Annotated in this window: 27 protein-coding genes; 20 read left to right on the top strand and 7 right to left on the bottom strand. The window is 46.5% G+C overall.

Features of this window, described 5'->3' with window-relative positions:
* Positions 1-100 precede the first annotated feature (100 nt).
* The 5 genes from M1D71_RS25540 to M1D71_RS25520 all read left to right on the top strand — a co-directional run bounded on the left by M1D71_RS25540 (position 101) and on the right by M1D71_RS25520 (position 3,806).
* Positions 101-289: a hypothetical protein gene (locus M1D71_RS25540; RefSeq protein ID WP_458124192.1), complete on the top strand. Its 189-nt coding sequence runs from the start codon at positions 101-103 to the stop codon at positions 287-289.
* An 83-nt stretch (positions 290-372) separates the two neighbouring features.
* Complete coding sequence (locus M1D71_RS25535) at positions 373-1,278, top strand: helix-turn-helix transcriptional regulator (protein ID WP_458124191.1); 906 nt, start codon at positions 373-375, stop codon at positions 1,276-1,278.
* Positions 1,279-1,322: 44 nt separating this feature from the next.
* Positions 1,323-2,321, top strand: coding sequence for a hypothetical protein (locus M1D71_RS25530; RefSeq protein WP_458124190.1), 999 nt, complete (start codon positions 1,323-1,325; stop codon positions 2,319-2,321).
* A 24-nt stretch (positions 2,322-2,345) separates the two neighbouring features.
* A complete protein-coding gene (locus tag M1D71_RS25525; RefSeq protein ID WP_458124189.1) occupies positions 2,346-3,368 on the top strand; it encodes a hypothetical protein in 1,023 nt (340 codons plus the stop codon).
* A gap of 246 nt (positions 3,369-3,614) precedes the next feature.
* Complete coding sequence (locus tag M1D71_RS25520; RefSeq protein WP_458124188.1) at positions 3,615-3,806, top strand: aspartyl-phosphate phosphatase Spo0E family protein; 192 nt, start codon at positions 3,615-3,617, stop codon at positions 3,804-3,806.
* A 45-nt stretch (positions 3,807-3,851) separates the two neighbouring features.
* Here the strand turns inward: M1D71_RS25520 and M1D71_RS25515 are convergent, their stop codons facing one another.
* Both M1D71_RS25515 and M1D71_RS25510 read right to left on the bottom strand, forming a co-directional pair.
* On the bottom strand, positions 3,852-4,730 hold the full coding sequence (locus M1D71_RS25515; protein ID WP_017692164.1) for a carbohydrate ABC transporter permease: 879 nt from the start codon (positions 4,728-4,730) through the stop codon (positions 3,852-3,854).
* 39 nt (positions 4,731-4,769) lie between these two features.
* Positions 4,770-5,690, bottom strand: a complete 921-nt coding sequence (locus M1D71_RS25510) for an ABC transporter permease (RefSeq protein ID WP_340033067.1) — start codon at positions 5,688-5,690, stop codon at positions 4,770-4,772.
* 318 nt (positions 5,691-6,008) lie between these two features.
* On the opposite strand from M1D71_RS25510, the gene M1D71_RS25505 reads away from it, so the two are divergent.
* The 3 genes from M1D71_RS25505 (at position 6,009) to M1D71_RS25495 (ending at position 11,226) form a co-directional block, all read left to right on the top strand.
* Entirely contained in the window at positions 6,009-7,769 is a 1,761-nt protein-coding gene (locus M1D71_RS25505) for a sensor histidine kinase (RefSeq protein ID WP_458124187.1), read from the top strand.
* Positions 7,744-9,336 carry a response regulator transcription factor gene (locus M1D71_RS25500; protein WP_458124186.1) on the top strand — a complete coding sequence of 531 codons (1,593 nt, stop codon included), beginning with the start codon at positions 7,744-7,746 and terminating at the stop codon, positions 9,334-9,336. Before M1D71_RS25505 ends, M1D71_RS25500 begins: the two co-directional genes overlap by 26 nt.
* Before the next feature lie 237 nt (positions 9,337-9,573).
* The gene (locus M1D71_RS25495; RefSeq protein ID WP_458124185.1) at positions 9,574-11,226 is read left to right on the top strand and encodes an extracellular solute-binding protein; all 1,653 of its coding nucleotides are present in this window, start codon (positions 9,574-9,576) and stop codon (positions 11,224-11,226) included.
* Positions 11,227-11,448: 222 nt separating this feature from the next.
* Here M1D71_RS25495 and M1D71_RS25490 read toward each other — a convergent pair whose 3' ends face one another.
* Positions 11,449-11,691 (bottom strand): DUF7662 domain-containing protein, encoded by a 243-nt coding sequence (locus M1D71_RS25490; protein ID WP_458124184.1) that lies wholly within the window; start codon positions 11,689-11,691, stop codon positions 11,449-11,451.
* 353 nt (positions 11,692-12,044) lie between these two features.
* Here M1D71_RS25490 and M1D71_RS25485 point away from each other — a divergent pair, with 353 nt between their 5' ends.
* From M1D71_RS25485 to M1D71_RS25465, 5 genes are all read left to right on the top strand, one after another.
* Positions 12,045-13,760, top strand: coding sequence for a DUF6138 family protein (locus M1D71_RS25485; protein ID WP_458124183.1), 1,716 nt, complete (start codon positions 12,045-12,047; stop codon positions 13,758-13,760).
* A gap of 341 nt (positions 13,761-14,101) precedes the next feature.
* Positions 14,102-14,935, top strand: a complete 834-nt coding sequence (locus tag M1D71_RS25480; RefSeq protein WP_458124182.1) for a hypothetical protein — start codon at positions 14,102-14,104, stop codon at positions 14,933-14,935.
* 45 nt (positions 14,936-14,980) lie between these two features.
* Positions 14,981-15,943, top strand: coding sequence for a hypothetical protein (locus M1D71_RS25475; RefSeq protein WP_458124181.1), 963 nt, complete (start codon positions 14,981-14,983; stop codon positions 15,941-15,943).
* Positions 15,944-15,994: 51 nt separating this feature from the next.
* The gene (locus M1D71_RS25470; protein ID WP_458127355.1) at positions 15,995-16,696 is read left to right on the top strand and encodes a hypothetical protein; all 702 of its coding nucleotides are present in this window, start codon (positions 15,995-15,997) and stop codon (positions 16,694-16,696) included.
* Positions 16,696-16,965, top strand: coding sequence for a DUF4176 domain-containing protein (locus M1D71_RS25465; RefSeq protein ID WP_458127354.1), 270 nt, complete (start codon positions 16,696-16,698; stop codon positions 16,963-16,965). The genes M1D71_RS25470 and M1D71_RS25465 overlap by 1 nt, the downstream gene beginning before the upstream one ends.
* Before the next feature lie 67 nt (positions 16,966-17,032).
* Here M1D71_RS25465 and M1D71_RS25460 read toward each other — a convergent pair whose 3' ends face one another.
* From M1D71_RS25460 to M1D71_RS25445, 4 genes are all read right to left on the bottom strand, one after another.
* Complete coding sequence (locus M1D71_RS25460) at positions 17,033-17,308, bottom strand: WXG100 family type VII secretion target (protein WP_145325876.1); 276 nt, start codon at positions 17,306-17,308, stop codon at positions 17,033-17,035.
* A 114-nt stretch (positions 17,309-17,422) separates the two neighbouring features.
* A complete protein-coding gene (locus tag M1D71_RS25455) occupies positions 17,423-18,142 on the bottom strand; it encodes a hypothetical protein (protein WP_458124180.1) in 720 nt (239 codons plus the stop codon).
* 200 nt (positions 18,143-18,342) lie between these two features.
* Positions 18,343-18,549 (bottom strand): hypothetical protein, encoded by a 207-nt coding sequence (locus tag M1D71_RS25450; RefSeq protein WP_458124179.1) that lies wholly within the window; start codon positions 18,547-18,549, stop codon positions 18,343-18,345.
* Between the two features lie 296 nt (positions 18,550-18,845).
* The gene (locus M1D71_RS25445) at positions 18,846-19,478 is read right to left on the bottom strand and encodes a nitroreductase family protein (protein WP_458124178.1); all 633 of its coding nucleotides are present in this window, start codon (positions 19,476-19,478) and stop codon (positions 18,846-18,848) included.
* Between the two features lie 125 nt (positions 19,479-19,603).
* Between M1D71_RS25445 and M1D71_RS25440 the strand changes: the two genes are divergently transcribed.
* The 7 genes from M1D71_RS25440 (at position 19,604) to M1D71_RS25410 (ending at position 25,402) form a co-directional block, all read left to right on the top strand.
* Positions 19,604-19,954, top strand: a complete 351-nt coding sequence (locus M1D71_RS25440) for a winged helix-turn-helix transcriptional regulator (protein ID WP_458124177.1) — start codon at positions 19,604-19,606, stop codon at positions 19,952-19,954.
* Positions 19,955-20,080: 126 nt separating this feature from the next.
* Positions 20,081-20,530 carry a disulfide oxidoreductase gene (locus M1D71_RS25435; RefSeq protein ID WP_145325871.1) on the top strand — a complete coding sequence of 150 codons (450 nt, stop codon included), beginning with the start codon at positions 20,081-20,083 and terminating at the stop codon, positions 20,528-20,530.
* Between the two features lie 19 nt (positions 20,531-20,549).
* Entirely contained in the window at positions 20,550-20,993 is a 444-nt protein-coding gene (locus tag M1D71_RS25430; RefSeq protein WP_458124176.1) for a FixH family protein, read from the top strand.
* A gap of 92 nt (positions 20,994-21,085) precedes the next feature.
* Entirely contained in the window at positions 21,086-22,066 is a 981-nt protein-coding gene (locus M1D71_RS25425; protein WP_458124175.1) for a LacI family DNA-binding transcriptional regulator, read from the top strand.
* Between the two features lie 159 nt (positions 22,067-22,225).
* Positions 22,226-23,551 (top strand): ABC transporter substrate-binding protein, encoded by a 1,326-nt coding sequence (locus tag M1D71_RS25420; protein ID WP_458124174.1) that lies wholly within the window; start codon positions 22,226-22,228, stop codon positions 23,549-23,551.
* Between the two features lie 139 nt (positions 23,552-23,690).
* Complete coding sequence (locus M1D71_RS25415; protein ID WP_458124173.1) at positions 23,691-24,575, top strand: carbohydrate ABC transporter permease; 885 nt, start codon at positions 23,691-23,693, stop codon at positions 24,573-24,575.
* Positions 24,575-25,402: a carbohydrate ABC transporter permease gene (locus M1D71_RS25410; protein WP_458127353.1), complete on the top strand. Its 828-nt coding sequence runs from the start codon at positions 24,575-24,577 to the stop codon at positions 25,400-25,402. The genes M1D71_RS25415 and M1D71_RS25410 overlap by 1 nt, the downstream gene beginning before the upstream one ends.
* Positions 25,403-25,433 lie beyond the last annotated feature (31 nt).

The following is a 25,433-nucleotide window of genomic DNA, read 5'->3' as shown; positions in this document are numbered from 1 at the left end:
TTTTTTTATTTTCTAATACTGCTGCGACATTCTGTGTCGTACCATGACCTCTATAATAACGGTGAACACACAAACCATATCGAAAAGAGGTTCACAACCATTGGCAAAAACCAAAAGAGGACGCATCTTGTGGAGTCTTCCTTCCAGGGGCCGGGGAACATGCCCGGTGTGCAGCAGTACCCGAATTAAATTGTTGTATACGCAAACGAAAACAGACGGTACAAGTCTGAAAGTATGCAAGAAATGCTTCAAAGCAGTGCAATCCAGAGTGGATATGGCACAGGTATAACATAACTGGCCTGTCCTTCGGAACAGGCCATGTCTTTTGATATAATCGAATATATTGGGATTGGATGAGATGAGGGTGGGAAGATGAGTAACATGCATCGGATTCACTGGTTTGATGAACAGATTCGGGGTGGACGTTTTCCGAACAGCAGCTGGCTTGCCCGTGAATTTGAAATTTCCCGTCGTCAGGCTCAGCGTGATATTGAATATATGGCAAGCTCCCTGCGAGCTCCTTTGGTGTATATGGCAAAATATCGGGGCTATTGTTATGAGGATCAGACTTTTCGATTGCCCCATTTGTATATGACCGAAGAAGAGCAGCGTGTGCTGAAATATCTGGCCCACCGCTATAGACATTACGATTATGATCAATCGGACGCGGTGAAACGTGTAGCACATTTGCTGGAGCGTTTTACGTTGGAGGAACAACAGATGGGAAGCAGTGAGCTTCCAGTGTTTTCGGCGCAACCGAAGCAGCTGCAATTCTTTGAATTGTTGTCCCATGCCATAACCGACTTGCGTAGAGTACATATTCATTACAGGGATCACGATGGAGAACGGCAGTTTTCCTTGTCTCCTTTGAAGATGATATCCCAGTTTAACGCCGATTACGTGGTGGGTTATGAAGCAGATCCTATGCAGCAAGTGGCCATTCGATTGGAGGGTATTGTTCATGTATCGATCTTGGATGAGAGATTTGAGTACAGGTCAGATGCTCTGCTAGGTGGATGGGAAGAACCACTACCTGTTCGTAAACCGTTTGTAGCTGAGATTCGCTTGAAGGAATTACAGCAAATGGACATATGGCAAGGGTATCGTATTCGGGCTAGGCAAGATCAGATTTATTCAATTGAATTTTATGACACGAACGCTTTCTTGCAGCATTTGTTTATTAGTGAATGGGAGGAAATTTTGTCTCCTGGGTGGCTTAGACGCAAGCTTCAGCAAAGCGCAGAAGGATTAATTGACAGGCTTCGTGATACAACGTAAGCAAAACGTGGAATAAACCAGCGTAGAGAGGAGAAGGTACGTCATTGGCTGAGATTATTTTAGATAACCTCATCATGAGGCGGGAGTCCAAATCGTACGTGGATAGTCTGCATGCGATACTTACCCATACGGGCCAGTTTCAAGGTTCGAAGTATTTACTTGCCGGATACACGGGCATGGCTTTCAAGCTGGCGGTGCATCGCAGACTACTTCCCATGTCGGTTACAGCGTACGGACAATGGGGGGAAGCACATCGTCCGGGAATTGATAACCTGGGGATATTCACGATCTGGGATGGGGGACGTACACGTCATTCCACGTTTGGTTATTACCAGCAGGATGCAGTGAATTGGGTAAGACGTAGTCTTAATGAAGGCACTGGTGTGATTTACTGGATTCCTGAGTTCGGCGTTATTCATGGGTATGATGACAGTGACCGCATCTTTTATGTGCAAGACGGATGGAGCAAGGAACCGCAGATTTTGCTATATGATAATTTCGGCTTGAACTTTACCGGATTTTGGTATTGTCAGGTGCTTGGTGATCAGATCCGCATCCCTGAACAGCAGATGTTGCTGGAATCCCTGCGACTGGCGATTGAGGATTGGGATATCCCCTATCGTCTGCTGCCTGATCGGAATATTGCTTCAGGTAGACAGGCCTATGATGTGTGGGTACAGGCCCTGCGGAGTGGGGATTTCGATGAATCGGGTGCAGCTTATATTTTGGAATCCTTCTGCCAATCTCGAACTGAAATCCGGATGTATATGCAGGATGTTCGAGGGATATGGAACGAACTGGACCAAGCTTGTGCATGTTATGAACAGATTGGGACGTTAATACACCAGATGAAAGGATGTATGGTCCAGCAGGAGAACAGACATGTCTTGCGACCAGACACCACAGAAGATCTGGCATATATACTATTGAAGGCAAAAGCATTGGAAGAGCAGGCTATTGATTATTTTCGATTGATATCCAGGAAGTATCCTGACCGTAAACGGTCCACTATACCACGGTGGGGAGCACATTCCGCACGATAGAATGAGAGAGGAAGGGCGTGAAGGATGATGGCTGCAAAAGTAGTATTAGAGGACTGGACTCAATCCACGCAAGCTGCGAATTCTGCTGATGCATACAGATCATGGAGCGGTGTGAGCGCGTATACAGATGCGATGCATCGCATTTTATTACATAAACAGTGGACGGATTTCCCACGCTACATGATTGCAGGCATGACAGCAAGTGCATTCCGATTAGTGGTGGATCGGCGTCTGACGGCAGAGTCAATCTCAGCATATAACTGGATGGCAGAGAACTTTGTCGCAGCTGACTTCATTGGCGTGTCGGCGAGCCAGGCAGCGGGCTTTTCGTTCGAACCAACCTTTCCCCTATATCAGAAGCAGGCTCTGCTGGACATTAAAGCTTCCGTTGACCGGGGCGTAGGTGCAATTCTCTGGCACGATCAATTTGTTATTGTTACTGGATATGATGATGTGGAAAGGGTGCTATTCATCTGTGAAAGTAAAGGTAATGAAGTCATTCGTCTGCCCTATGGTTCGATTGGCAGGAATAGTACACCCTACTGGTACTATCAGGTGCTGGAAGCCTGTGCACCCATAGATCTATGGGAAGTCTGCAAGGAATCGTTAATCCAGGCCGTGTACAAATGGGAAACCCATGACTACATGCTGCCGCCCCAGGATTATGCCTGTGGAGCGGCTGCGTATACGGCTATTGTCACTGCTTTGCAGTCAGGAACATATGACGTAGAACAAGCGGCAACTGTACTGCGCTATTATGCCGAATCAAGACTGGATATTGCATCTTATGTTGCAGGACTTAAGCATCTGTCCATTCAAATGGATCAGGTCATAGACGAGTACGAGCTACTCGCAAACCTGTGTACAACGATTGTTGAGGTAGTAGGTGACTCCATCTCTTGGGATTCGAGAGAACCAGAATGTGTGCAAAGCGTGATTGAGCATATTCGGAAGGCAGGGGCTACGGAACAACGTGCCATTGATGCCATTAAACATGCCTTTCCGGAGACGATCGGCAATCGCTTTGATGACGTTGGTTTAAGGTGAATGGAATATGATAGAGAAAATTGAAAATCTCAGCATGAATAAAACCGGACAGGCCGTGGCCTATCCGGTTAATTTGCTGTGACGTAGATGCAGATCAGGGCATGAGAACCAAACCAGTTATAACTTTTACAAGAAAAAAAATACAAAAATTTAATTTTGGGGTAATCCAAACCCTCTCTTGTTCCGAATATTATATTAGATGGTCTTTTTTGGATGATGATATTCAAGGAAACAGGGGGCGGGAGTATGGTACATAATCCGGAAACAATTCAGGAGTGTATCGAACATGCACGGCAAAGACTCTACCAGATTGCAGCTCAATATCCGGATCTATGGCATCCGGAGGTTATTCGCCAATCCATGGTGCTGGATGAGTTAATTAATGAATATAACAACGTAACCCGCGGGAGAACAACCGCGGATCAACTGAAATCATAGCCTTTCTAAACCAAGAATCCCATGAAGGGATTCCGTGTGTTTGCCTTACTCTTTAACCGCCCCGAGCACAATCCCCTTTACGAAGAAACGCTGCAAGAACGGATATACGAGCAGGATCGGCAGAGCTCCAATAAAGATCTGAGCCGCGTTTACTGTACGCTGAGACATGTTCTGAAGCTGCGTTGCATCCACGTTCATATTAGAGAAATCCTGCTGTACGATAATGGTCTGCATTAACGTGGCGAGTGGATATTTGGAAGCATCATTCATATAGATCAACCCATCGAACCAGGAATTCCACTGACCTACCATGGTGAACAAAGAGATCGTGGCAATGGCCGGCATGGATACAGGCAGATAGATTTTGAACAGTGTCGTGATATGGTTGGCTCCATCGATAAATGCAGCCTCTTCCAGCTCTTTCGGCACGTTACGGAAGAAGTTCATCATGAGAATCAGGTTCCAGACAGCCACCGCTCCCGGCAAAATGAGAGCCCACATCGTATTAATCAGTCCAAGCTTCTGAATTAAAATATAGGACGGAATTAATCCCCCGCTGAAGAGCATCGTGAAGATGAAAAACCACGCATATAGCGAGCGCCCCTTGAAGTGCAGACTCTCCTTGGATAACGGATAAGCCGTCAGGAAGACAAGTGTCATACTGAGCAGTGTGCCCAGAACTGTACGCTGGACTGAAATCCAGAGTGCACTCAGAAAGTTACTGTTACCAAATGTTTTGGTATAGGCGTCCACCGTAAAATCAATGGGCCAAAGTGTCACCAGATTGGCGGATGCTGCGGCTTTACCACTGAAGGAAACGGCCAGAATATGGACCAGTGGCAGGATGCACAGGATCGAAACGGCCGCAATGAATATCAGGTTAAAGCCATTGAATATACGGTACCCGGTTGTTTTGTGATACACCTTGATTCCTCCTTAGCATTTTGCATCATTCGATTTGAATTAAAATATACGGTAATTGGCGATTTTGTACGCCATCCGGTACGCAGAGATGACCAGGAACATCGCGACAAATGATTTGAATAGTCCAACGGCGGTCGCAAAGCTCATTTTGCCATTCAGAATCCCCATCCGGTAGACAAAGGTATCGATAATATCGCCTTTCTCATATACCAGTGGATTGTACAGGTTGAAGATCTGGTCAAAGCCTGCATTCAGGATATTGCCCAGTGATAACGTACCTACTACGATAATCATTGGCACGAGTGCAGGCAGGGTAATGTGCAATGTCTGTCTAAGTCGTGTTGCTCCATCGACCTCTGAAGCCTCGTACAGTGCCGGGTTAATGCCCGCAAGTGCTGCCAAAAATACAATCGTACCGAATCCAAACTCCTTCCACACATCACTGACAACGACCGTGACACGGAACCAGTCGCCATCCCCCAGAAAGAAGATCGGTTCAACCCCAGCCGCCGCTAACACCTGGTTTACCAGTCCACCTTCCGGTGATAACATGTCGAGCAGAATTCCACCAAGGACAACCCAGGACAGGAAATGGGGCAGATACACCAAGGTCTGTGAGAAACGTTTGAACGTGGAGTTCCGAACCTCATTCAGCAAAATGGCAAACACCACGGGGGCCACAAGTCCGGCCACGATTTTCATTGAAGCGATCAGTACCGTGTTCCAGATGACCTGAACGCTGTCGGGATATTCGAACATGAATCGGAAGTTGTCCCAGCCCACCCATTTGGAGCCAGTGAACCCCAGCCACGGTTTGAAGTCCTGAAAAGCAATGATAATGCCGCCCATGGGCACATAGGCGAACAGTAATGTGAGCAGTACAGCGGGCAGCAGCATCAGATGCAGCGGCCATGTGCGTTTGAAATTCCAGCGGGTACGTTTGCGTGAATGGGGTGTCATTTTTCGCACCGGCGTATTGGTTGTTAACGGTTGTTCGATAGCCATCAGGGTCCCTCCTTTATCTCGTCCAGCCCTGGCATAATGAGGCGAGTATGCCTCTGTACAGAGTGGAGCAACTGAATTATAGCAACGGAAAAGGGCGGACTATAGAACAACATTTCAATGCGGATGTTGAAATATTAACTTGTTGATGGAACAGGAGATTACAAGTCACAGGAAAGCAGGAGAACAAAAAATCATATAGAATTGTAAGGGCTTTCAATATAAAATAGGACTTCGGGTGTAGAAAGACTTCAAATTCAGGGACAGGGTGAAACAATGAAATTCACAGTATTTGCGAAGACGGTCATTCTTCTAATCTGCCTGCTGGTACCCATTCTGCTGCTGTATACATACGCGAACCAAGCAAATGTGGACATGGTGGTGGAGGAGAAACAGCAGTCGAGTCTGAACCAGTTCAATTATTTCAGTTCCCAGGTGGATAAAAATATCGAGCAGCTCTCCCTGTATGGTCTAACATTGCTGCGAGATCCCAGTATCCTGCACTACCGTTACATGACGGACTCCACCAGCCAATATGAGAAGAATAGTATCTATCTGGATATCCTTGACAAATTATCACTGTACCAGTCCACCAGCCGCTGGAAGAACGATATTACCATTGTGCTGCCACAAGCGGAGCTTGTGTTATCCACGATGTCCAGCCGGACGGTCTACGACGAGAAAATGTTGACGTTTCCGCAACCGGGCCAATGGCAGCTGGAGCAGGGGAGTTTCACCTACTTTTTCACAGATAACTATGAGTGGAATGAAAAACCGGTGAACACAGGTGTGCGAACGGTGATGGAGATTAATTTTGACCCGATGAACGTGGTTGCCATGTTGGATGATTTTAAAGAGACGCAGGGGGGAGATCCCTTCTTGCTGGTACCAGGTAACGATCCGTTGCTGAACCGTACGGCGGACCCCGAATTGGTCCAAGCGATCATGCGGGATATCCCCTTTAACGGAGCGGAGAGGGAAGGTAATCATCAGCTGGAGGTAGGCGACAAGCAATATCTGGTCAGTTACGTGCACTCCAAACAACTGCAAGCGGTATACGTGAACCCGGTGGTATTGGATGACCTGTTGAACCCGATGGACAAGAGCCGGAATATGTTTATTACATCCATTCTGTTACTACTCGTGCTGAGTATCGGGGCTGCACTGCTTTTGTATCGAAAAGTTCAGGTTCCAATCCATCGTTTGATGAGAGGGCTGCAGCAGATTCGCAAAGGCCAGCTGTCTACACGGATTCCGGTCGATCACTCCCGTGATGAATTCGCGTACCTGACCCAGAGTTTCAACCATATGGCGGAGCAGATTCAGGAACTGATCGAGAAGGTATACGAGGAACGTATCCGCTCACGGGAAGCGACATTGAAGCATCTGCAATCACAGATCAATCCGCATTTCCTGTACAACTGCCTGTTTTATATCAAAAATATGACCCAGCTCGGCAACCGTGAAGCGGTTATTGCCATGTCGCTAAGCCTGGGTGACTACTATCGCTACATTACGCGAGGCGAGAATGACATGACGACAGTAGAAGAAGAGATCCGGCTGCTGGACCATTATCTGTCCATTCAACAGATGCGGACCAACCGGCTGACCTACGAGATCGCCGTACCGCAGCAACTGATGCAGCTCCACATTCCACGACTGCTCATTCAGCCGATCGTAGAGAATGCAGTGATCCATGGCATTGAGCCGATGGAAGGCAGTGGGCATGTCATCGTAACGGGTATGGCGGTACCCGAACGTATTGAGGGTCGGACATATACAAGATATAGCCTGTTTGTTGACAATGATGGTTTCACGCTGACAGCGGAAGAGATTGCCGAATTGGAACGGGAGATCAATGAACCGATGGGTGAGGAGATTGGAACAGGCACGTGGAATGTGCACCAGCGCCTCGTTACGCGATATGGGCTGTCGTCCGGGCTTCATTTTGGAGCGATTCCGTATGGTGGACTTAGTGTAGAAATTCGATGGTTTGAGGAGGAACAAACGTATGATGAATCTGATGGTCGTGGATGATGAACATTCGGCAGTAGAGTCGATTGCTGTCTCGATACCGTGGAGAGAACACGGGATTGGTCAGGTATTCAAAGCCTATTCAGTCAAAGAGGCCCTGGAACATATGGCAGCATATCCAATTCATATTATTATTACGGATATCCGCATGCCGGGTCTGTCCGGTCTGGATCTGGTCAGTCATATCCGGCAAAAGTGGGAACAGACGAAATGTATTATTTTATCGGGGCATGCTTCCTTCGATTATGCGAAGCAGGCACTCAAACACGGAACGGTCAGTTATCTGCTCAAACCGGTTCGGGACGAAGAGCTGATCGAATCCGTACAGCAGGCTGCTGTGCAGATTCGTCTGGAGGGTGAGAAACAGTTGCTGCACCAGCGGGCCATGTATTCGGTGAGGGAGCATCTGCCGGAGAAGCGAGCGGAGCTGATGAAGGATGTGCTGTTAGGACATAAATTTGCGGATGCAGAACTCGTAGCCAAGCTGGAGCAGCTGGAGATCGGATTCCGTCCACAGGATAAAATGCAGCTGCTGCTCATCCGTTATGATGACCACCAACCTACACATAAAGCGTTTCGACTGATGAAGTACGCCATCTCGAATGTGGTGGAAGAGATCTACGGCAGTACCTATCATCTATGTCATACGGATGACGCCTACGATGATCTGGTTTTCATGGCTAGTCCAAAACAAACTCAGGCTGAACCTGAAATGCGAATGGGCCGACTCGGGGAACGACTGCTTCACAGTGTGAGGCAGTATCTGAACGCGACCATTTCCCTGTCCGTTAGTCGTATGGGACGTTTTCCAGATCAGGTGCCGCAGCTATATCATCAAGCCGTGAGTGCGCTTCGCAAGCAAGCCGAGGCAGGCAAAGGATTGCATCTGAATGCGGCAGCAGGCTCCAATGGGGCCACGTTGAAGTCACTTGCAGCGCTGTATGAACCGCCGGGTCTGACGACGTTACTGGAAGCGGGGCGGATGGAGGATGCACACCGCAAGATTGATCAGATCTTTGCCGAACTGTCGAACAGTGTATTCCCGGAGCATGTGTATGTGGCTTTTCATTATTTGGCGGCGGCATTTTCCTATATGGCTCATCGGGAAGGCAGACAGTTAGCCGAAGTGCTTGGTGATCAGTACCAGCAGTTGCTTAAGGACGGCTATGGCATCTCGCTGCGCAGTCTTGAAACGTGGACTCGGTCTGTGATGCAGCAGTGGGCTGAGAGCACCAGCGATGCGGAACAGAACGCCGGATCAACGCTCATCAGGCAGGTGCAGCAATGGATCGACCATCATCTGGGTGAGGATCTATCGTTGCAGGTCATTGCCGGAGAGGTGCATCTGCACCCGGTATATCTGTCGAAAATGTACAAACAATCCACAGGTGAAGGCATTAGTGATTATATTATCCGTTCCAGAATGGAACGGGCCGTTCATTTGCTGAAGCATACGGCGATGAAGATCTATGAAGTCGGTCAGGAAGTGGGGTACAACAACACGCCTTATTTCATTCAGGTGTTCCGCAAACATTATGGACTGACCCCGCAGGATTTTCGGAACGGTTAACAAATCAATATGAACATTGAAATTGTGATATATGTTTGCCTCCCCGGCTGCACTATCCTTTTCATGTAAGGTGCATTTGGCATCAATCCAATCAGCGACTTGCATCAGCAAAATAAGGATCGAAATGGTGTTGTTCGTCCATATTTTGTACCCGTGAGCGTTGAAATCGAATGATGGCAAATGCAGAGGTGCATTTGGCACAAAGGGTATCCAAGTTACCTGAGGAGGGGTTAGTTCATGTATAGAAAAATGATGACGACATTGCTCGCAATCACGATGGTTGCTGTAACGGCATGCAGTTCGGGGGCCAAGGAAGAACCGGCGAAGGAAGCCGCTGCACCACTTGCTCTGCAAGACGGGAAGTATGAACCGGCGGTACAGATGAGCTATTTAAGGGCCTGGAATGATGATACGAAATTCAAGAACGGGGAAACGGCTCAGAACAACGTGCATACGAAATGGGCCAAGGAACGACTTGGCATCGATCTGACCACACCGTGGGCTGTATCGGTGACCAATGATGCATTTTACACGAAATTGCGCTTGTCCCTGTCGGCTAACGAGGAACTGCCGGATATCGTCTCCATTCGGGGAGACTACAATCTGGTCCGGGAATTAATTGAGTCCGGCAAATTTGCCAATGCAGGCGAGTTGTTTGACCAATATGCTTCGGACACATGGAAACAGGCTTCTGAATCGGCACCGGAGGAATGGTATCCATACATGTATGAGGGCGAGCGTTATGGCATTCCAATCTTCGATTATGCCTACAACGGCGATTCAGTCATGTTTATCCGGGAAGACTGGCTGAAGAAGTTGGGACTGGAAGAACCAAAAACCATGGATGAGCTGGTTACGGTCATGGATGCTTTTACGAATCAAGACCCGGATGGGAATGGCAAGAAAGATACGTATGGTCTGACCGTGGGCATGAAGAATGCGCTCAATACCTGGATGACGGAATCGGGCTGGATCTTCGGTATGTACAACACCATGCCTGGACAGTGGAATGATGCCGGAGACGGAACACTGCAATATGGCTCCATTCAGCCAGGTGTGAAGGAAGGCCTTGCGACGATGAAAGATTGGTTGTCCAAAGGCTACCTGCCCAAAGAAGCGGGTGTCTATGACGAGATCAAGGCAGCAGAACTGTTCACCGCAGGCAAAGCTGGCATTATCGTGGGGCCACACTGGATGCCAAACTGGCCGATTGATGATGTGAAGAAAAATGTGGATGGTGCCACGTACAAGGCCATTGCTTTGCCTACAGGACCAACAGGCGAGAGCCACCAACATGGTTCTGGTGCAAGCAACGGGGTGGTGCTGATTAACAAGGACATGGCGAATCCGGAGATTTTCTTCACGTATCAGAATTATCTGTTCGACAACTTTGCCAATCCGGAAGTGGGCAGCGAGTTCGAACATGGCTTCGCGCAAGGATATGACTATGACATCGTGGATGGCAAAGTGGTTGGTGAAGCCGAAGTGAAGGACGGTGTATCACCACTCAAATATACGATTACGTATGATGGTGCACGGATTCCGAATCTAATGATGGATACGCTGGCGGAACTTGCGAAGGGCAAGGAGCCGGAGACTCCTTTTGAGAAAAATACGAAGATTGCCAACAAACCCGAAGTATTTGCAGCCGCTGAAGTTGTCGTTGCGAATAAAGATAACGCGATCAAGAATAAGTTCACGGGAGCACCGACCGAGACGATGAAAATGAAGAAGGATGCGATCGACAAGCTGGAGAAGGATACGTTCAGCAAGATCATCTATGGACAGGTGGGCATTGAGGAATTTGATGCGTTTGTGACAAAGTGGAAGTCCATGGGCGGCGATGATATTACAGCGGAAGTGAACGAATGGTATAAGACAGTCAATTAACAAAAAAAGCAGGGTAGAACGGATGAATTCATCAGTCTACCCTGCTTTTTTAGTAGGCATTTTAATGACAAAAAACAACAAAGATAAGAATAATAGAGCCTTTGAAGTCGTAACCAATAATCGGATTCCTTCACTCAAATCTTTTATACCGAACAAAATATCTATTAAAGACACTGAACCTGAAATGACGAGTACCATCAGTGCAAGTAAGTACATGATCATCTATGACTCGCAGCGGACAAATGTAACGTTTTTTCCTAAAATCACATTTTCCACCTTCCATCCGGCATTTAACCAGGATAGTGCCTGTGTATGATTATTGGAATTATTCACCCACCATTGTTCGCGATTATACGCTGTAGGGGGTAGCGTAAATCCGAGAATCTCCTCAAGCTCTGAGTATGTAAGGGTGATTGAAACTTGATTCAGATAGTTTTCCAAGGGGAAGTATTTGCTGTAGCTCATTTAGTCGGACCTCCTGAAAAGGAATACAATGATTATACAACGTGGGCATGATGATAGCGAGAGCCTGCCGCGTCACTTTCCCTTGACGTGCCCCGGCACGCCTGCGAAAAACTTCCTTGCCTGGAACGAAAATTCGGCAAAATCTGCTTCCTTCGGAGTCTTCAGACACGCCCTAGCGAACAACCGTGCATAAGCCTTATTGTTCCCGTTGTACTTGAGAGAGTAAAATAATAGGTAATATACGAACATCAATACGTATTTATAACATAAATGCCTCGAATTGAATCGGGATTCATAGAGGTTCAAGTGTGGTTGATGAACATCATAAGATGCGTGGGAAAGTAGGAGATTAGATGAGCACACTTTATGATCAGGCGATGGAAGAGATGATTACGACGATCCATGAATGGTTTGATGAACAGGAGAAGCGGGATGACTTGGAAAGTGTTGTGAAGCGAACAACGCTGCAAATGGGCATCTTCAATGATATTGTACTGGATTATAGACCTGGACGGACCACAGTAGACAGTCTGGATCTAGGTCTGGATGATGGTTGGAAATCGAAACAGGCAGGGGCCTTTACCGAGGAACAGGTACGTAATGAGATCGGGCCTAAGCTGGTAGAGGTTGTCCAAGTTAGATTGGACAAGCTGGCTAACACACCGTTGATTGACTACCGCTTCACCTTCCGTGGGAAATTCCCAACAACCGAAGGTAAGCTGCAATTGACGTTACTGGAATATATTAATGAAGAGAAAAGACAGCTGCTCCTTGAGCGTATTCATATCTATGTAGACAAAAAGCTGGAACATGGTACATATCCGACGAAGCAACTGGAATCTTTCTTTTTGACGGGGCATCTGCTCGATCCTAAGCTGTTCCCGGAGTTGGATGCAGCATGGACCATCCGGCAGTATGATCGGATTCAAGAGTTGAATCAGGGTCGTCCGGATGCACTGGCAGAACATCGTGGTGAGATTACTCGCGCGGTGACGGCATGGGCAGAAAACCAATTTTTGCCACAGTATTATGATGTGCAATCTTCAGTATATCGTGCCAATGAGTATTCACTAAAACCAGGAGCAACGCTGGATTCGAACGTTGAGACACAGTCAGGCCAACATTTGGACGAGCCTCAGAAGCAGCAAACACCCGGGTCTCAACCAATCGATTTGCTGTTATACGCAGCAGTCATGATTCTACGTTTTGAGCCCAGTTATAGCAAACCCAAAGGTCTGACTTTCCTGGAACTCGCGAAGCAGCTTGGTAGCCATCGTGCAGCAAGCATGATGACGGAAGGTAGCGGCACGTATGCGAAGGATGATATTCATGTGAAAACGGAAGAAGTAGAATGCAAAGCAAATGATGTATTTGCTCTAATGAATATTCACATTCGTAAGGAAGAGCCGGGTGCCTATCAGCAGGCAATTACCTGTATCACTCATTTATTGAAGCAGGGATTCCCAAAAAGTTATAAGATCAAGCTCAAATCTGGCGTAAAGCAGTATCTGCCGATCAAAGGACTCGCGAAGTCGGATACCCACCGATTCTTTGCCAATGCACTGGAGTACCCGGAGCTGCATCCACTCCTGGAAGAGTATGCACGTGAGGCTATTCAGGAGTTCGAGTTCTACGGGGACACCGAGGGCGAGAAGAGCTGTATGCCAGGCAGTTATGCAACCTTTGGACTGGGGCTCGTGGATGAGCGGTATTTCCCGCTGGTTGAATATTACATGGGTGAAGTGGATGATGAGCATCAGTTAATTCAGGATAAGTTCATTGCTGCATTTGTAGAAAAACAGGGTGTAACGGCCCAATCCATACCTGCGTTAGTTGCCAGCTTGCGTCGTTCCACTCACAATCTGAAGCTAAAGATTCAGCCCGTGCTGGAGAATGATGAAATACTCGAACGGTTGGTTAGACAGATTCAAGGACTCGAACGTTATGAAGCAGAACGTGTGCTTTACCCGATCTTCGGTAAGGTGGAGAAGATAACAACGCTTGCTCGCAAGGCAGAGGGAAGACGGAAGGACTTATTGATGGAACTGTTGCAGGCCGCAGGGAAATAAAAGTGTAAGCAAGACAAGTAAGATTGTGCTGTACTAGTAAAGCATTTTAGGGAATTGGAGTTGTATCAGAAAGGGGGGAAGTCGTGGAAGCATTGAGTCGAGACATGTGGCGGGCGTTGAATACTCAGGAGAAAGAGGCTTGGATGCATAAGCTTGTTCATCGGCTACCGGATGGTAGGGCATGTGCCTTTTTCTATTTTAGTGGGTATATATAATCAGGCCTAACGGCTTAAGATCAGGAGTGGGGGCGCATTGAGCCCAGCCAAGGTTCCTTTTACAATAAAAGAATAGAATTTTTCGCCAACCTCTTTAAATTGACATCATGGAAAAGGGGAATGATCTTGCCTACATATACATCGTTTCAGTGTTCCGGCCGTGAGGCCTTGTTTCTGTTTCAATTGATGAATATTCCGGAAGCGAATCAGCTGCTCGCGGATCTGAATGACCCGGAATTACAGGGTGAACAGGCACAGCTTGTTTACGAACAGATTCTTAGAGGTCTTGTTGAAGACGGTGTTATGGTGGAAGACAACAAGCAGATCACCATAGAGCCGCAGGTACATAACCTGCTTACAGGCTGTAAGCTCAGCAGTGCAATAACCCGACTCGAATTGCATGCAGCAGATGGGAAATCGTCGGTGACCTATGGATTTTTGTCAGGTACGCAGATGGTTGAATGGCTGTGGAAGCCTGTAGAAGACCAGACGGTGCTAACATCTTTTGATGAGTTGCAGGATATGTTACAAGTCATTGGCAATCGGATTGAACTACCCGACCCATCAGCATCCAATAGTAATCCTGAATCACAGGATACGATTCGTACAACCATCCAGGGCGAAACGTTGCAGCGTCTGTCTGCGTTGACGATTGGTTCATCCATGGAGAAGTTCGCGTCCATCTTGCAGCAGGACCATCATCTGGATCACACAGTATTACAGACATTGGCGAAGGGCTTTGCCACGCTTGAGAAGTGGGGGCAGTTCGAGGTGTACACCCGGGGACAGGAAGGACAGCCACAGACCCTTTATTTTATAGGCAGCACCCAAGGTAACTGGTTGTTCCTTGAAGGGGAAAATTCCAGTCTGTTTACAGCATTTAAGTTGACGGAAGAAGAATTGGTGCAAAGCCTGTTTCTGTTAACGACGCGTTCGTTATATGTACTGCCCGGAGTTTAAATCCAATATAGACATACATAAATGTAAATCAAGGGGGGAATCCAGTTGACCAAAATTGTCATGAAGGCTGACTACTTGAACTCACTCGCACAGCAGATTGAACAAGTGACGGCACAGCTGCAGCAGGTGGACGGTGTTCTTCAACACGCCATTCAGGGAGCAGCCTGGCAGTCGGGTAATCGACAGACTATTATTGGTTTGTACCAGACCCATCAGCAGCGGTTTCAGACCGCTGGACAGAGCATGCAGCAGCTGGCTGCGTATGTAAAGACGACTCGGGAGAAAATGGAACAGGAAGATCAGTCGGGTGGTACATTTGGCCTTACGGGTGTTAACCTGCTCGCACCATTTGACGGACCCGGAAGCACAGTAGGTACGCTAACTGCGGCTGCGGCTGTAGCCAAACTGGGATATCGGGTGAAAAATGGCTATATGGTCAAGCAGGAGCTGAATCGAAACACACCACGCATTTTGGTTCGCGAGAGCTACGATTCAGTGAAGGGGAATCCGTTGGTAAACGGCAGACCAAGGGACTACAAAATCCATTATGTCCGTGACATTGAAGCCAAAATAGCAAACGGAACAGCCACGCCTCAGATTAAGGAAATTGCCTCGATGATGAAGCCGGGTTATGCAGTCAAATCCGCCTTAACGGACAAGCTGGGCTGGGCCAGTGTTGGCATTGATGTATTCACGGATACACAAGAGAACATCAGCCAGAATGCATCCGGTGACAAGATTGCTGGTGATATCATCGGTAATGTTGTCGTCGGTGGGGCAACAACCGTGGGAGCAACTCTCTTGGCAGCGGCTATTCTGCCTGCGGCGGCGCCTGTCCTAGCCGTAGGTGCGGTCGGCCTGGGTGTATCCGTAGGTTTGACGTATCTTGCAGAAGGGGTAACCATGAATATGGATTTGGATGGCGATGGGCAGGATGATTCCGTGAAGGATGTTGTGAAACATGGAGCGAAGAAAGCCTGGTCTACCGTTAGCGGGTGGTTTAAATAGATGAAGCGTCATACACGATCTGCCAAGACTTCCAATACTGCCGAGTCTGCCATGTATGAAGGAACATCCTACAACCGGGATGCATTCGAGAACTATCTTGCGGTATACGCCGTGGATGGAATTCGTTTCAGCGCAGGTACGCTCGTACTTTTCTTCCTAAATGTATTTCTGCTGATTCCGGTGTTTAGCGTTCCGGTTCAACTTATGTACGCATATATACTACTGCCGCCTCTGGCAGTGATGAATGTGTGGGCCATCGCACTGATTGTGGCTCCCCGCAGGCTGCAATTGAATTATGTCCTGTTTCGAGGTGTGTTTGGTATCGTATGTTCGTTGGGTTTTATGATTATTATTCAAAAGTTTGCCTACGGCATGTTAGGTCTCACAACACCATGGTATGCGATTGGTTCGTTTGTCGTATACGGTTTTGCATTCTTTCAGTATGCGAAGTTTCATATAAACAGATTGAAGGAGTCACCTAACAGTCCCAAGTCTGAAAAGGGCTCTCGTATGCCTGTTGCGACGCTGACCCTATTGACTGGCGGGGGTTACTTGCTGGCTAATATTTCCCTGGCCTTTGTTACAGAACAGACGGTTGCTGTTGTACTCATGAGTGTGTATATCATGCTGGCCTTTGTTGTGTTTCATTTTATGATGGATGTACATCGGTACTACTGGCTTCGCCGGGTGCTGAACACGCCTGTGAAAGTCCAGGGTAACACATCACAAAATACAGAAAGGAAGATTACATGATGGCAAACGAAACATCTACCTTACTGCCTAATGGCTCCGTGATTCGGTTGAAAGAAGGTACCAAAAAGCTCGTCATCTACGGACGAAAGCAGATGCTGCTAACCGAACCGCCGCGTCAATTCGATTATATTGGCTGTCTGTATCCTGAGGGATACATTAATCCGGATTACACATATGTATTTAATCATGAAGATATTGAAGAGATCATTTTCAGAGGATATGTGGACGAAGAGGAAGAGGCTTTTGTAGCGGAGCTTGAGAATAAGTAACTTTATTTATAAAGAGCACTTTTATCTTTTTTTATATGTGAAGGAAAATAAAATAAACGGATCAGTCCTAACGTGACTGATCCGTTTCGCGGAAACGCGTCGCTGTCTGCTGAAGACTGGTGCTGGTTTCCTGTAAACCGCGCAAATAATGACTGATGTTCGTCATGCTGTCATTCATACGCCCGAGAAACTCCCGCTGGCGTTCGCCTTCCCATTGTCCCTCAGACTGATCGATCATCGTTTTGAGTTGGGCAAGAATATCTTGTCCGTTCTGGGATGCCTTGTTGAACTCACCTGCAAGTTGTTGCAGTTCTTCTGGGGACAGATCAATACGCTGGTTCATGAGGTACACTCCGTTTCGCTTCTGATGTAAGATGCTGTACACTCCATTATAACCCCATCCTTTTCAAAATGTAGCTGGACGAAAGCCTTGTTTTTTGAATAGCTAAAATTCGTCTTACATAGGACAAAACACACATTTTACTTTTTGGACGGATACCGCGATTTGCTCCAGTTGAGTGTGAGTTAATTGGTTATTTGGCGAGCTAAGGGTAACGTAACGATCATCCAGTTGGAACGTGAGCATATCCGTTTGATCCGGTGTGTACCATTTGGCGGATACACCATTAGGCAGTTTTACCGTTTTACCATCATAGCTGAACGAGTAGTCTTTAGGGGATACCGTTACATTCATGCGATTGAAAACAAAGTTTACACCATCACCGCCCGCACCTACGCTTTTGAACGTATCTCCAGCAACCATATGTTGTGGGGCATAGGCAGTTGTGAACCCATCGAATTGTGCAAAAGCCTTTTGAATTGCCTCTTTTTGTACTGCACTATATGTTACATTGGTCAGAGCTGATGGATTGCTTGTCGCTTGGCCGATCATGACCTGTCCCTTTTTGCCGTCATAGGATACGGGTACATGCAGCACATCAGCAAGCGCTCGAACGGGCAGATAAGTGGAATTGTTATAGGTAATTGGCGCAAGTTTGTTGCCATTGCCGTCCGTTGGTGTGTACGCCGCTCCATCGACATTGAAGCTAATTCCATGGTTAAGGTATGCAGAGATTTTCTCCAGTTGCGTTCCGGCAAATATGCCCGTTGCTCCTGTCAATGTCATGCCAAGTACCATCATTGTTGCTACGGATTTCTTCATGTTTTTTTTCATCATCTATCTCTCCTTCAAGTTGGGGGTTGTTTAGTTTTATGGACTCGCTGTCCCTTATGGCTTTATATTAAACCCCAAACATATCCAGAATAATTCTGAATTATCTCCAACTTGTAAACATGTGCATGTAGACAGGAGAATATAGAACGAAACCTGAAGCTACTCAGCATGTTTGAACGTATTCTTTGCTGAATTGATTATTTTCAGTTAAAAAGATAGAGGATAAGTCCGCCCATACCAAGTACAATCGCTCCAGCGTATACATAGGTAAGTTTGCTGAGGTTTTGCTTTGTGCGTCGGTCATATTCGGGGTTACTGGTCTGATTGGCTTTCGAATTTCCAATAATCATGGTAGCAACACCTCCAAATAAGGCGATACCCACAATTAAAACATAAGGCAACCAGGTCATGATTGGACCTCCTTCACCAATATAATATGATTTGTCTTTATTGTACTTCAGGATAACCTTTTATGTAAGCTTCGGTTGATAAAAAAAGGAAGAAAAATGGGAGTGCGACTGTATTTATAAATAAAGATGGATGCACGCAAGTACCTCTGCGTTTCATTGCTGAACTTCTGAACGGGGACGTGAAATAGGCACAAAAAGATGGATCCATTATGCTGACTAAATCTATGTAATAGTAAAGATTTAATAAGATTAAAACAAAAAGAGCTGCCCTATACGGCAGCTTTTATTTGTTGTTATCATAAGGAGGTCATTGTATTTCGATACATAATTTGATGAACAGGATGACGTACCGTCTGATGTCCATTTTTCGTACCTTTACCAACAGCGATCAGCATGACATCCAAGTATCTTTCAGAAATATTCAGGCTGGCTTTTAATTGTGCGGAATCATAACCTGACATCGTGATGGTTTCGAAACCAGCTTCATTGGCGAGCAGAATGAATGACATGGATGCTAGGCTTACATCTCGGGTTAACTCCAGTTTCAGCTCTTCATCGGATTTATTTGCATAGTATTGTATTGCCGCATTCGCCAGATAATCTCGGAGTGATGCATCAAAAAAGCCCGACTGAAATCCTTCTTCATGAATGTTGATGATGTTATCCGCTTCAAATGCTTGATAATCCCCTAACATGACGATCAAAGCGGAAGCATCGATCACCTGTTGCTGATTGTAAGCAATAGGTAGTAATGCGCTCCGGAGATCGGGGTCATCAATAATAAGATACCGGGTCGCTTGAATATTATTCCCATTTGGTGACTTGCTTGCAGATTCAATGAATGAAGTGAGAATCTCCGGGTGTATCGTATAACTTGAATCAAAATGTCGAACGGAACGCCTATGTTTCAAAACGGATTGTACACTCATGAATTCATCTCCATCGTTGTTATTTAGGACTCCCTTGAATTATAGTAGGCATTAACAAATGAGAAAATAACGCACAAAAAGGTGGGATAGCCACTTTAAAGTATCTATTGAGGAGGAACGGCACATTGGTTAAATATAATACCGGAATAAATATTTTCATGGATATCGCTGGGGGGAAATGGAAGTGTCTTATCCTTTTCTTTCTGAGTCAACAATCGGTTCGAACCAAGGAATTCTATGAACTGATACCTGGAATCACACAAAAGGTCTTAACCGACCAATTGAAACAGTTGGAGAGCGACGGACTTGTTCATAGGGAAATATTCAAGGAAGTCCCGCCAAAAGTAGAATATAGCTTAACTGATCTCGGACGATCCTTCGTTCCGGTCTTGAACACGATGTGCGACTGGGGTAATACGTACGCAAGGTCCAAAGGTATGGATCAGGATGAACATATTCAATGTGATCATAAATGAACCAAAAGTTCAAAAATTTGGTATAATTATCGGGTAATGACCTACATAACAGCTTGAATAGCCGATCGAGTCCAGAATGAGGTATGATAATTTGGTATAAGCAAAATGAAGAGGGGGACAGAGGAAATGAGTACATCATCAAAATCGGAGCGTCCGGCGAAAAGTGTGGATACCCGGTTATTTGTTGCTTGGGCCGTTTCGGTTATTGCAACAGGGGGAAGTCTCTATTTTAGTGAGATCAAGGGCTATCTTCCATGTGATCTGTGCTGGTACCAGCGCATATTCATGTACCCGCTAACGATCTTGTTGGGCATTGCCTACTTTAAGGATGACGCGGGTATCGCGAAATACGTGCTTCCGCTTAGTTTTATCGGTGGCGGCATTTCGTTATATCATGTAACGATCCAACGTATTTTTTCAGCTACAGGTAACGCCGTGGCGTGCGGGAAGGTTCCATGTTATACCGACTATTTGAACTGGTTTGGTTTTATCACCATTCCGCTACTGGCACTCATTGCATTTATTATCATCATCGTGATGCTGTGGGGCATCGGCAAAACATCAAAATCTTCTTAATAAGAAAGGACAGATGGTGATGAGCGGACAAGCTCGTTGGTTCATGCCCTTCATTGTTCTGATCCTCCTGACCGTGGGATGCTCCTATGAGGAACAGTCCACGTCGGGCGAGATGCCAGAGATGATTAAAGTGAAACTTGACGTTCCAGAGAAGGCTTCTCTTCATAAACCAACACGGTTGCAGGTGAAGCTTACACAGGGAGATGCACCGTTAAGCCATGCCGACCATGTGCAATTCCAGATCTGGAATGACCTTGATGATCCGCCTTCTGTATCTCCGGAGCAAGGTATGATGACAGCGGACGAACTGGAGAATCAGGGGGCAATTACTGCCAATGAGGCAGAGAAAGGGCTGTATGAAATCCAGCATACCTTTGAAGAACCCGGCACGTATGTGGTACAGGTTCATGTTACGCACGGAGCTATGCATAGCATGCCCAGAGCGAGAATTGTAGCGGAATGAAGCAGCGGGCGGATTCCGAGGGTTTGGTTCAGGGTTAGCAATAGGTTTATAATAATATCGGTATGAAGAATGTTGTAGGAAAAGAGGCTGTTATGGCAACTATTCATGATGTTGCACTCAGGGCAGGAGTTTCTGTAACTACCGTCTCGCGTGTATTAAACAACCGGGGATATATCAGTCAGAAGACTCGGGATAAAGTGTATCAAACCATGGACGAACTGAACTATCGACCCAACGAAATTGCCCGCTCTCTTCTGCGTAAGCAATCTAACGTTATAGGCTTGATTATTCCCGATGTATCCCATCCGTTTTTTGGAGAATTGGCTAACTTTGTTGAGTATCATGCATATCAGAATGGATTTAAAATTATGTTATGCAATTCCCACATGGACCCTTCCAAAGAGCGTGAATATGTGGAGATGCTCAAGGGTAATCGCGTGGATGGCATTATTATGGGAAGCCATACCCTTGAAGTTGATGAGTATATGAATCTGCATTCCCCAATCGTGACCTTTGATCGTAAGATCGGTGAGGACATCCCGTTTATCTCATCTGATAATTATCAGGGAGGGATTATGGCTGCTGAAATGCTGCTCGCGAAGAACAGACGGCATTTGGCGCATATCTGCGGTAATCTGGAACTGCAAATGCTGTCCAATCGCCGGACGACAGGTTTCGTTGATACATTGCAGGCTCATGGAGTCGAGCCGGTTATGATTCATGAAACCGATCTGAATGTGTTTGATCAGCATCAGTATACGGAATTGGTGGATAAGTTGCTTGCACAACACCCGGAGGTGGACGGGCTTTTTGTAACAAGTGATCTGATGGCGGTGCATGCGCTGAGGCAGATCGTGTTAGGGGGGCGCAAGGTACCCGACGATATCGCTATTATAGGTTATGATGACATTCGTGCGGCAGCTTATATGGTGCCTGGCATTACAACGATAAGGCAGCCGGTGGAGGCCATGGCTAAGCTAGCGATTGATCTGATTAGGCGCCAGATCGCGGAAGAGAAGATCGGGATGGAGCATATTTTGCCGGTTACCCTAGTGGAGAGAGAGACGACCTGATGCAGGTCGTTTTTTCCTATTAGTCCTTTTGACGCGAAAAGATGAAGTCAGGCTAATTTTTTTAATAGTATGTCAAACGATTGACATGTCAAACCTTTGACATTATAATTCGAGTTGTAAGCGTTTCCTTTTAAACTATTGATCGGGGGCCATGACAAGATGAAAAGAGAACAGAGATGGATGAAATTATCGGTATTTTTATTGGTTATGATGCTTGTAATTACAGCATGTGGAGGTAAAGCAGCAACAGAGTCCGACTCCTCTTCTGAGGGTAGCGGCAGTGAGAGTGTCAAAATTACTTTGCTCAATTCCAAGTCAGAAATTAACAGTCAACTGGAGCAAGCAGCTAAGGACTTCAAAGTTGAAAATCCAAATATCACACTTGAAATTATACCTGTAGGCAGTGGACAGTCTCCGTTTGAAAAAGCGTCTGCCTTGTATGCCTCCGGCAGCCCTACAACGATGATGATGCTGGATACAGGGGATGTAGAGAAATTCAAGGATCGTGTTCTGGACCTCACATCCGAGTCTTGGATGAAGGATGCTGTGGAGAACAGCACGACAGCAACAACGTTTGATGGTAAAAACTATGCCTTCCCTTTATCTATTGAAGGATATGGATTCATTTATAACCAGAATGTACTAGATCAGGCGGCAGGGGGGACATTTGATCCGAAGTCTGTACAGACCACTGCACAGCTGGAGGATCTGTTCCAAAAGATCACTGCTGCTGGAAAATCACCTCTGATTGTATCTCCGATGGATTGGTCACTTGGTGCGCATTATCTGGGGCTTGCATATGGTGGACAGTCGCCGGACCATACGAAGGTGGATCAATTCATTACTGATCTGAAGGCAGGTCAAGTGGACCTTGCTTCCAACGCTGTGTTTAATGGTTTGATGGATACATTTGATCTGATGAAAACCTACAATATTGACAAGGCTTCCCCACTGTCTGGAACCTATGAGCGTGGACCTGAGGTGCTTGGCAAAGGTGAGGTTGGTATCTGGTTCCAGGGCAACTGGGCTTGGCCGCAAATTTCCAGCTTTGATACAGCAGATGGGAAATATGGATTCCTCCCTGTACCTGTGAGCAATAATCCGGATGATTTCGGTAATACGCAAATCTCTGCTGCCGTATCCAAACGAATATTGCTGGATAAGGAAAAGAGCACACCAGCGCAGCAGGAAGCGGCGAAGAAATTTTTGGATTGGATCGTTTATAACGAAAAAGGTCAGGACTTCCTGGTGAATCAAGCCAGTATTATTCCGGCATTCAGCAACATTACATTGGAGCCAACCGATCCGCTTGGCAAATCCATTAGTGAATACATCAAGGCAGGCAAAATCGAGGAATCAATGAGTACACTTCCTGCAGATCACTGGTCCAAACTGGGTGCATCCATGCAGAAGTATTTGGCTGATGTCATTGACCGTGCCGGACTTGCCAACGAAATTCAGGCATATTGGAGCAACGTAAAATAAAGGAATTATTCTTGGCCCTGTGCAGCACATAGAGAGAGAATTGCGGTACGCCGGAGATGATGAACGTACAGCTTCCACTGTTCGACTTGTTTCCGGCATAACCGCCAGGCTAATCATTTGGATAGAGTGGAGGAAGACAATGCTGACCGAAAAAGGATTATGGACTCGTCTGCGCACCCGCCTGATCTTTACGGGCCCGACATTATTTGCGTTTGCTACAGTGATGATTATTCCATTTCTGTATGGTATTTATTTGACGTTTACGAACTGGGATGGCATTGCCATCGATCAAAACTTTGTTGGCTGGGATAATTACATCGGTGTGTTCAAGGACACGGTGTTCTGGAAATCATTCGGGATGACACTGGAGTACGTATTTATTACAGTTGTGTTGACCAATGCGGTTGCCTTCCTGCTCGCTTACGCTGTAACCCGGGGAATGAAGGCACAGGGCTGGTTTCGTGCCGGATTTTTCCTGCCGAATCTGGTGGGTGGAATCGTACTTGGTTTCATCTGGCAGTTTATTTTTAATCAGGTACTGGTATTTGCAGGACAAAAAATGAATCTCACTCTGTTTTCCACCTCCTGGCTGGCCGACCCGGATAAAGCGTTCTGGGCACTCATTGTGGTGACCGTTTGGCAGTATGCCGGCTATATGATGGTTATCTACGTTGCGGGACTGATGAATGTGCCGAAGGATGTTATGGAAGCAGCCAGCATTGATGGGGCAAGTAATCGCAAAATGCTGGGGCGCATTGTATTACCACTGATGGTTCCTTCGTTTATCGTATGCATCTTTTTGTCACTGCAACGGGGATTTATGGTGTACGATCTGAACGTCTCCTTGACCAGTGGCGGGCCCTTCAAGAGCACAGAGATGGTATCCATGCACGTCTATGAGCAGGCCTTTCTTGCTCGTGACTACGGATTGGGTCAGGCAGAAGCGTTTGTTCTGTTTATCCTTGTAGCCGTCATTACATTGCTCCAGGTCTATTTCAGCAAAAAACTGGAGGTCGAGGCATGATGGCTGGACAATCGCGCATTCTCAACTGGATGAAGTTTATTGCATTAATCATTGTGATGATTTTGTTTGTATTTCCTTTTGTACTTCTGATCGTCAATTCATTCAAGGCTAACCAGGCAATTACCTCCGATCCGCTGGGCTTGCCAAGCTCGTTTCAATTCGATAATTACGTCAATGCGTTTGATAAAATGGGATATGTATCCGCCTTCAGCAATTCATTGCTCATTACCATTGCAGGTGTATTACTAATTGCTCTTTTTGCGGCGATGACAGCACATTATTTTGTTCGTCACAAAAGCAAGCTGAATCAGTATCTCTTTTTCCTGATGGTAGCTGCGATGATTATTCCGTTCCAGGCCATTATGATTCCGCTGGTTAAAATATACGGCTCGCTCAGCTTGCTGGATAACAAGTGGTCGCTGATCTACATGTATATTGGCTTTGGCAGTCCGCTGGCCGTATTTATCTACCATGGGTTTATCAAAAGTATTCCCCTGGAGCTTGAAGAAGCGGCTCTAATGGACGGCTGCGGCAGAGTGCAGACCTTTTTCCGCATCGTACTGCCGGTGTTACTGCCGACAACCGTAACGATTAGTGTCCTGAATGTATTGTGGATATGGAATGATTTTTTGCTGCCTTCCTTAGTGCTGACTTCGTCTGAGCAGCGAACGCTCCCGCTGTCCACGTTTTATTTTTATGGGACATACACCGTGGATTACGGTCCATTGATGGCTGGTCTGGTGTTGACCCTGCTGCCTGTACTGGTCGTTTATTTGTTTGCCCAGAAGTACATTATTCAGGGGGTCATGCAAGGGGCTATCAAATAAGTTCAGTTGGGTGATATAGAGAGAGACAGGA

Source organism: Paenibacillus sp. Z3-2 (assembly GCF_054161325.1).
Note: the sequence above shows the minus strand (reverse complement) of the source record. Positions and strands in the feature narration are given on the sequence as shown.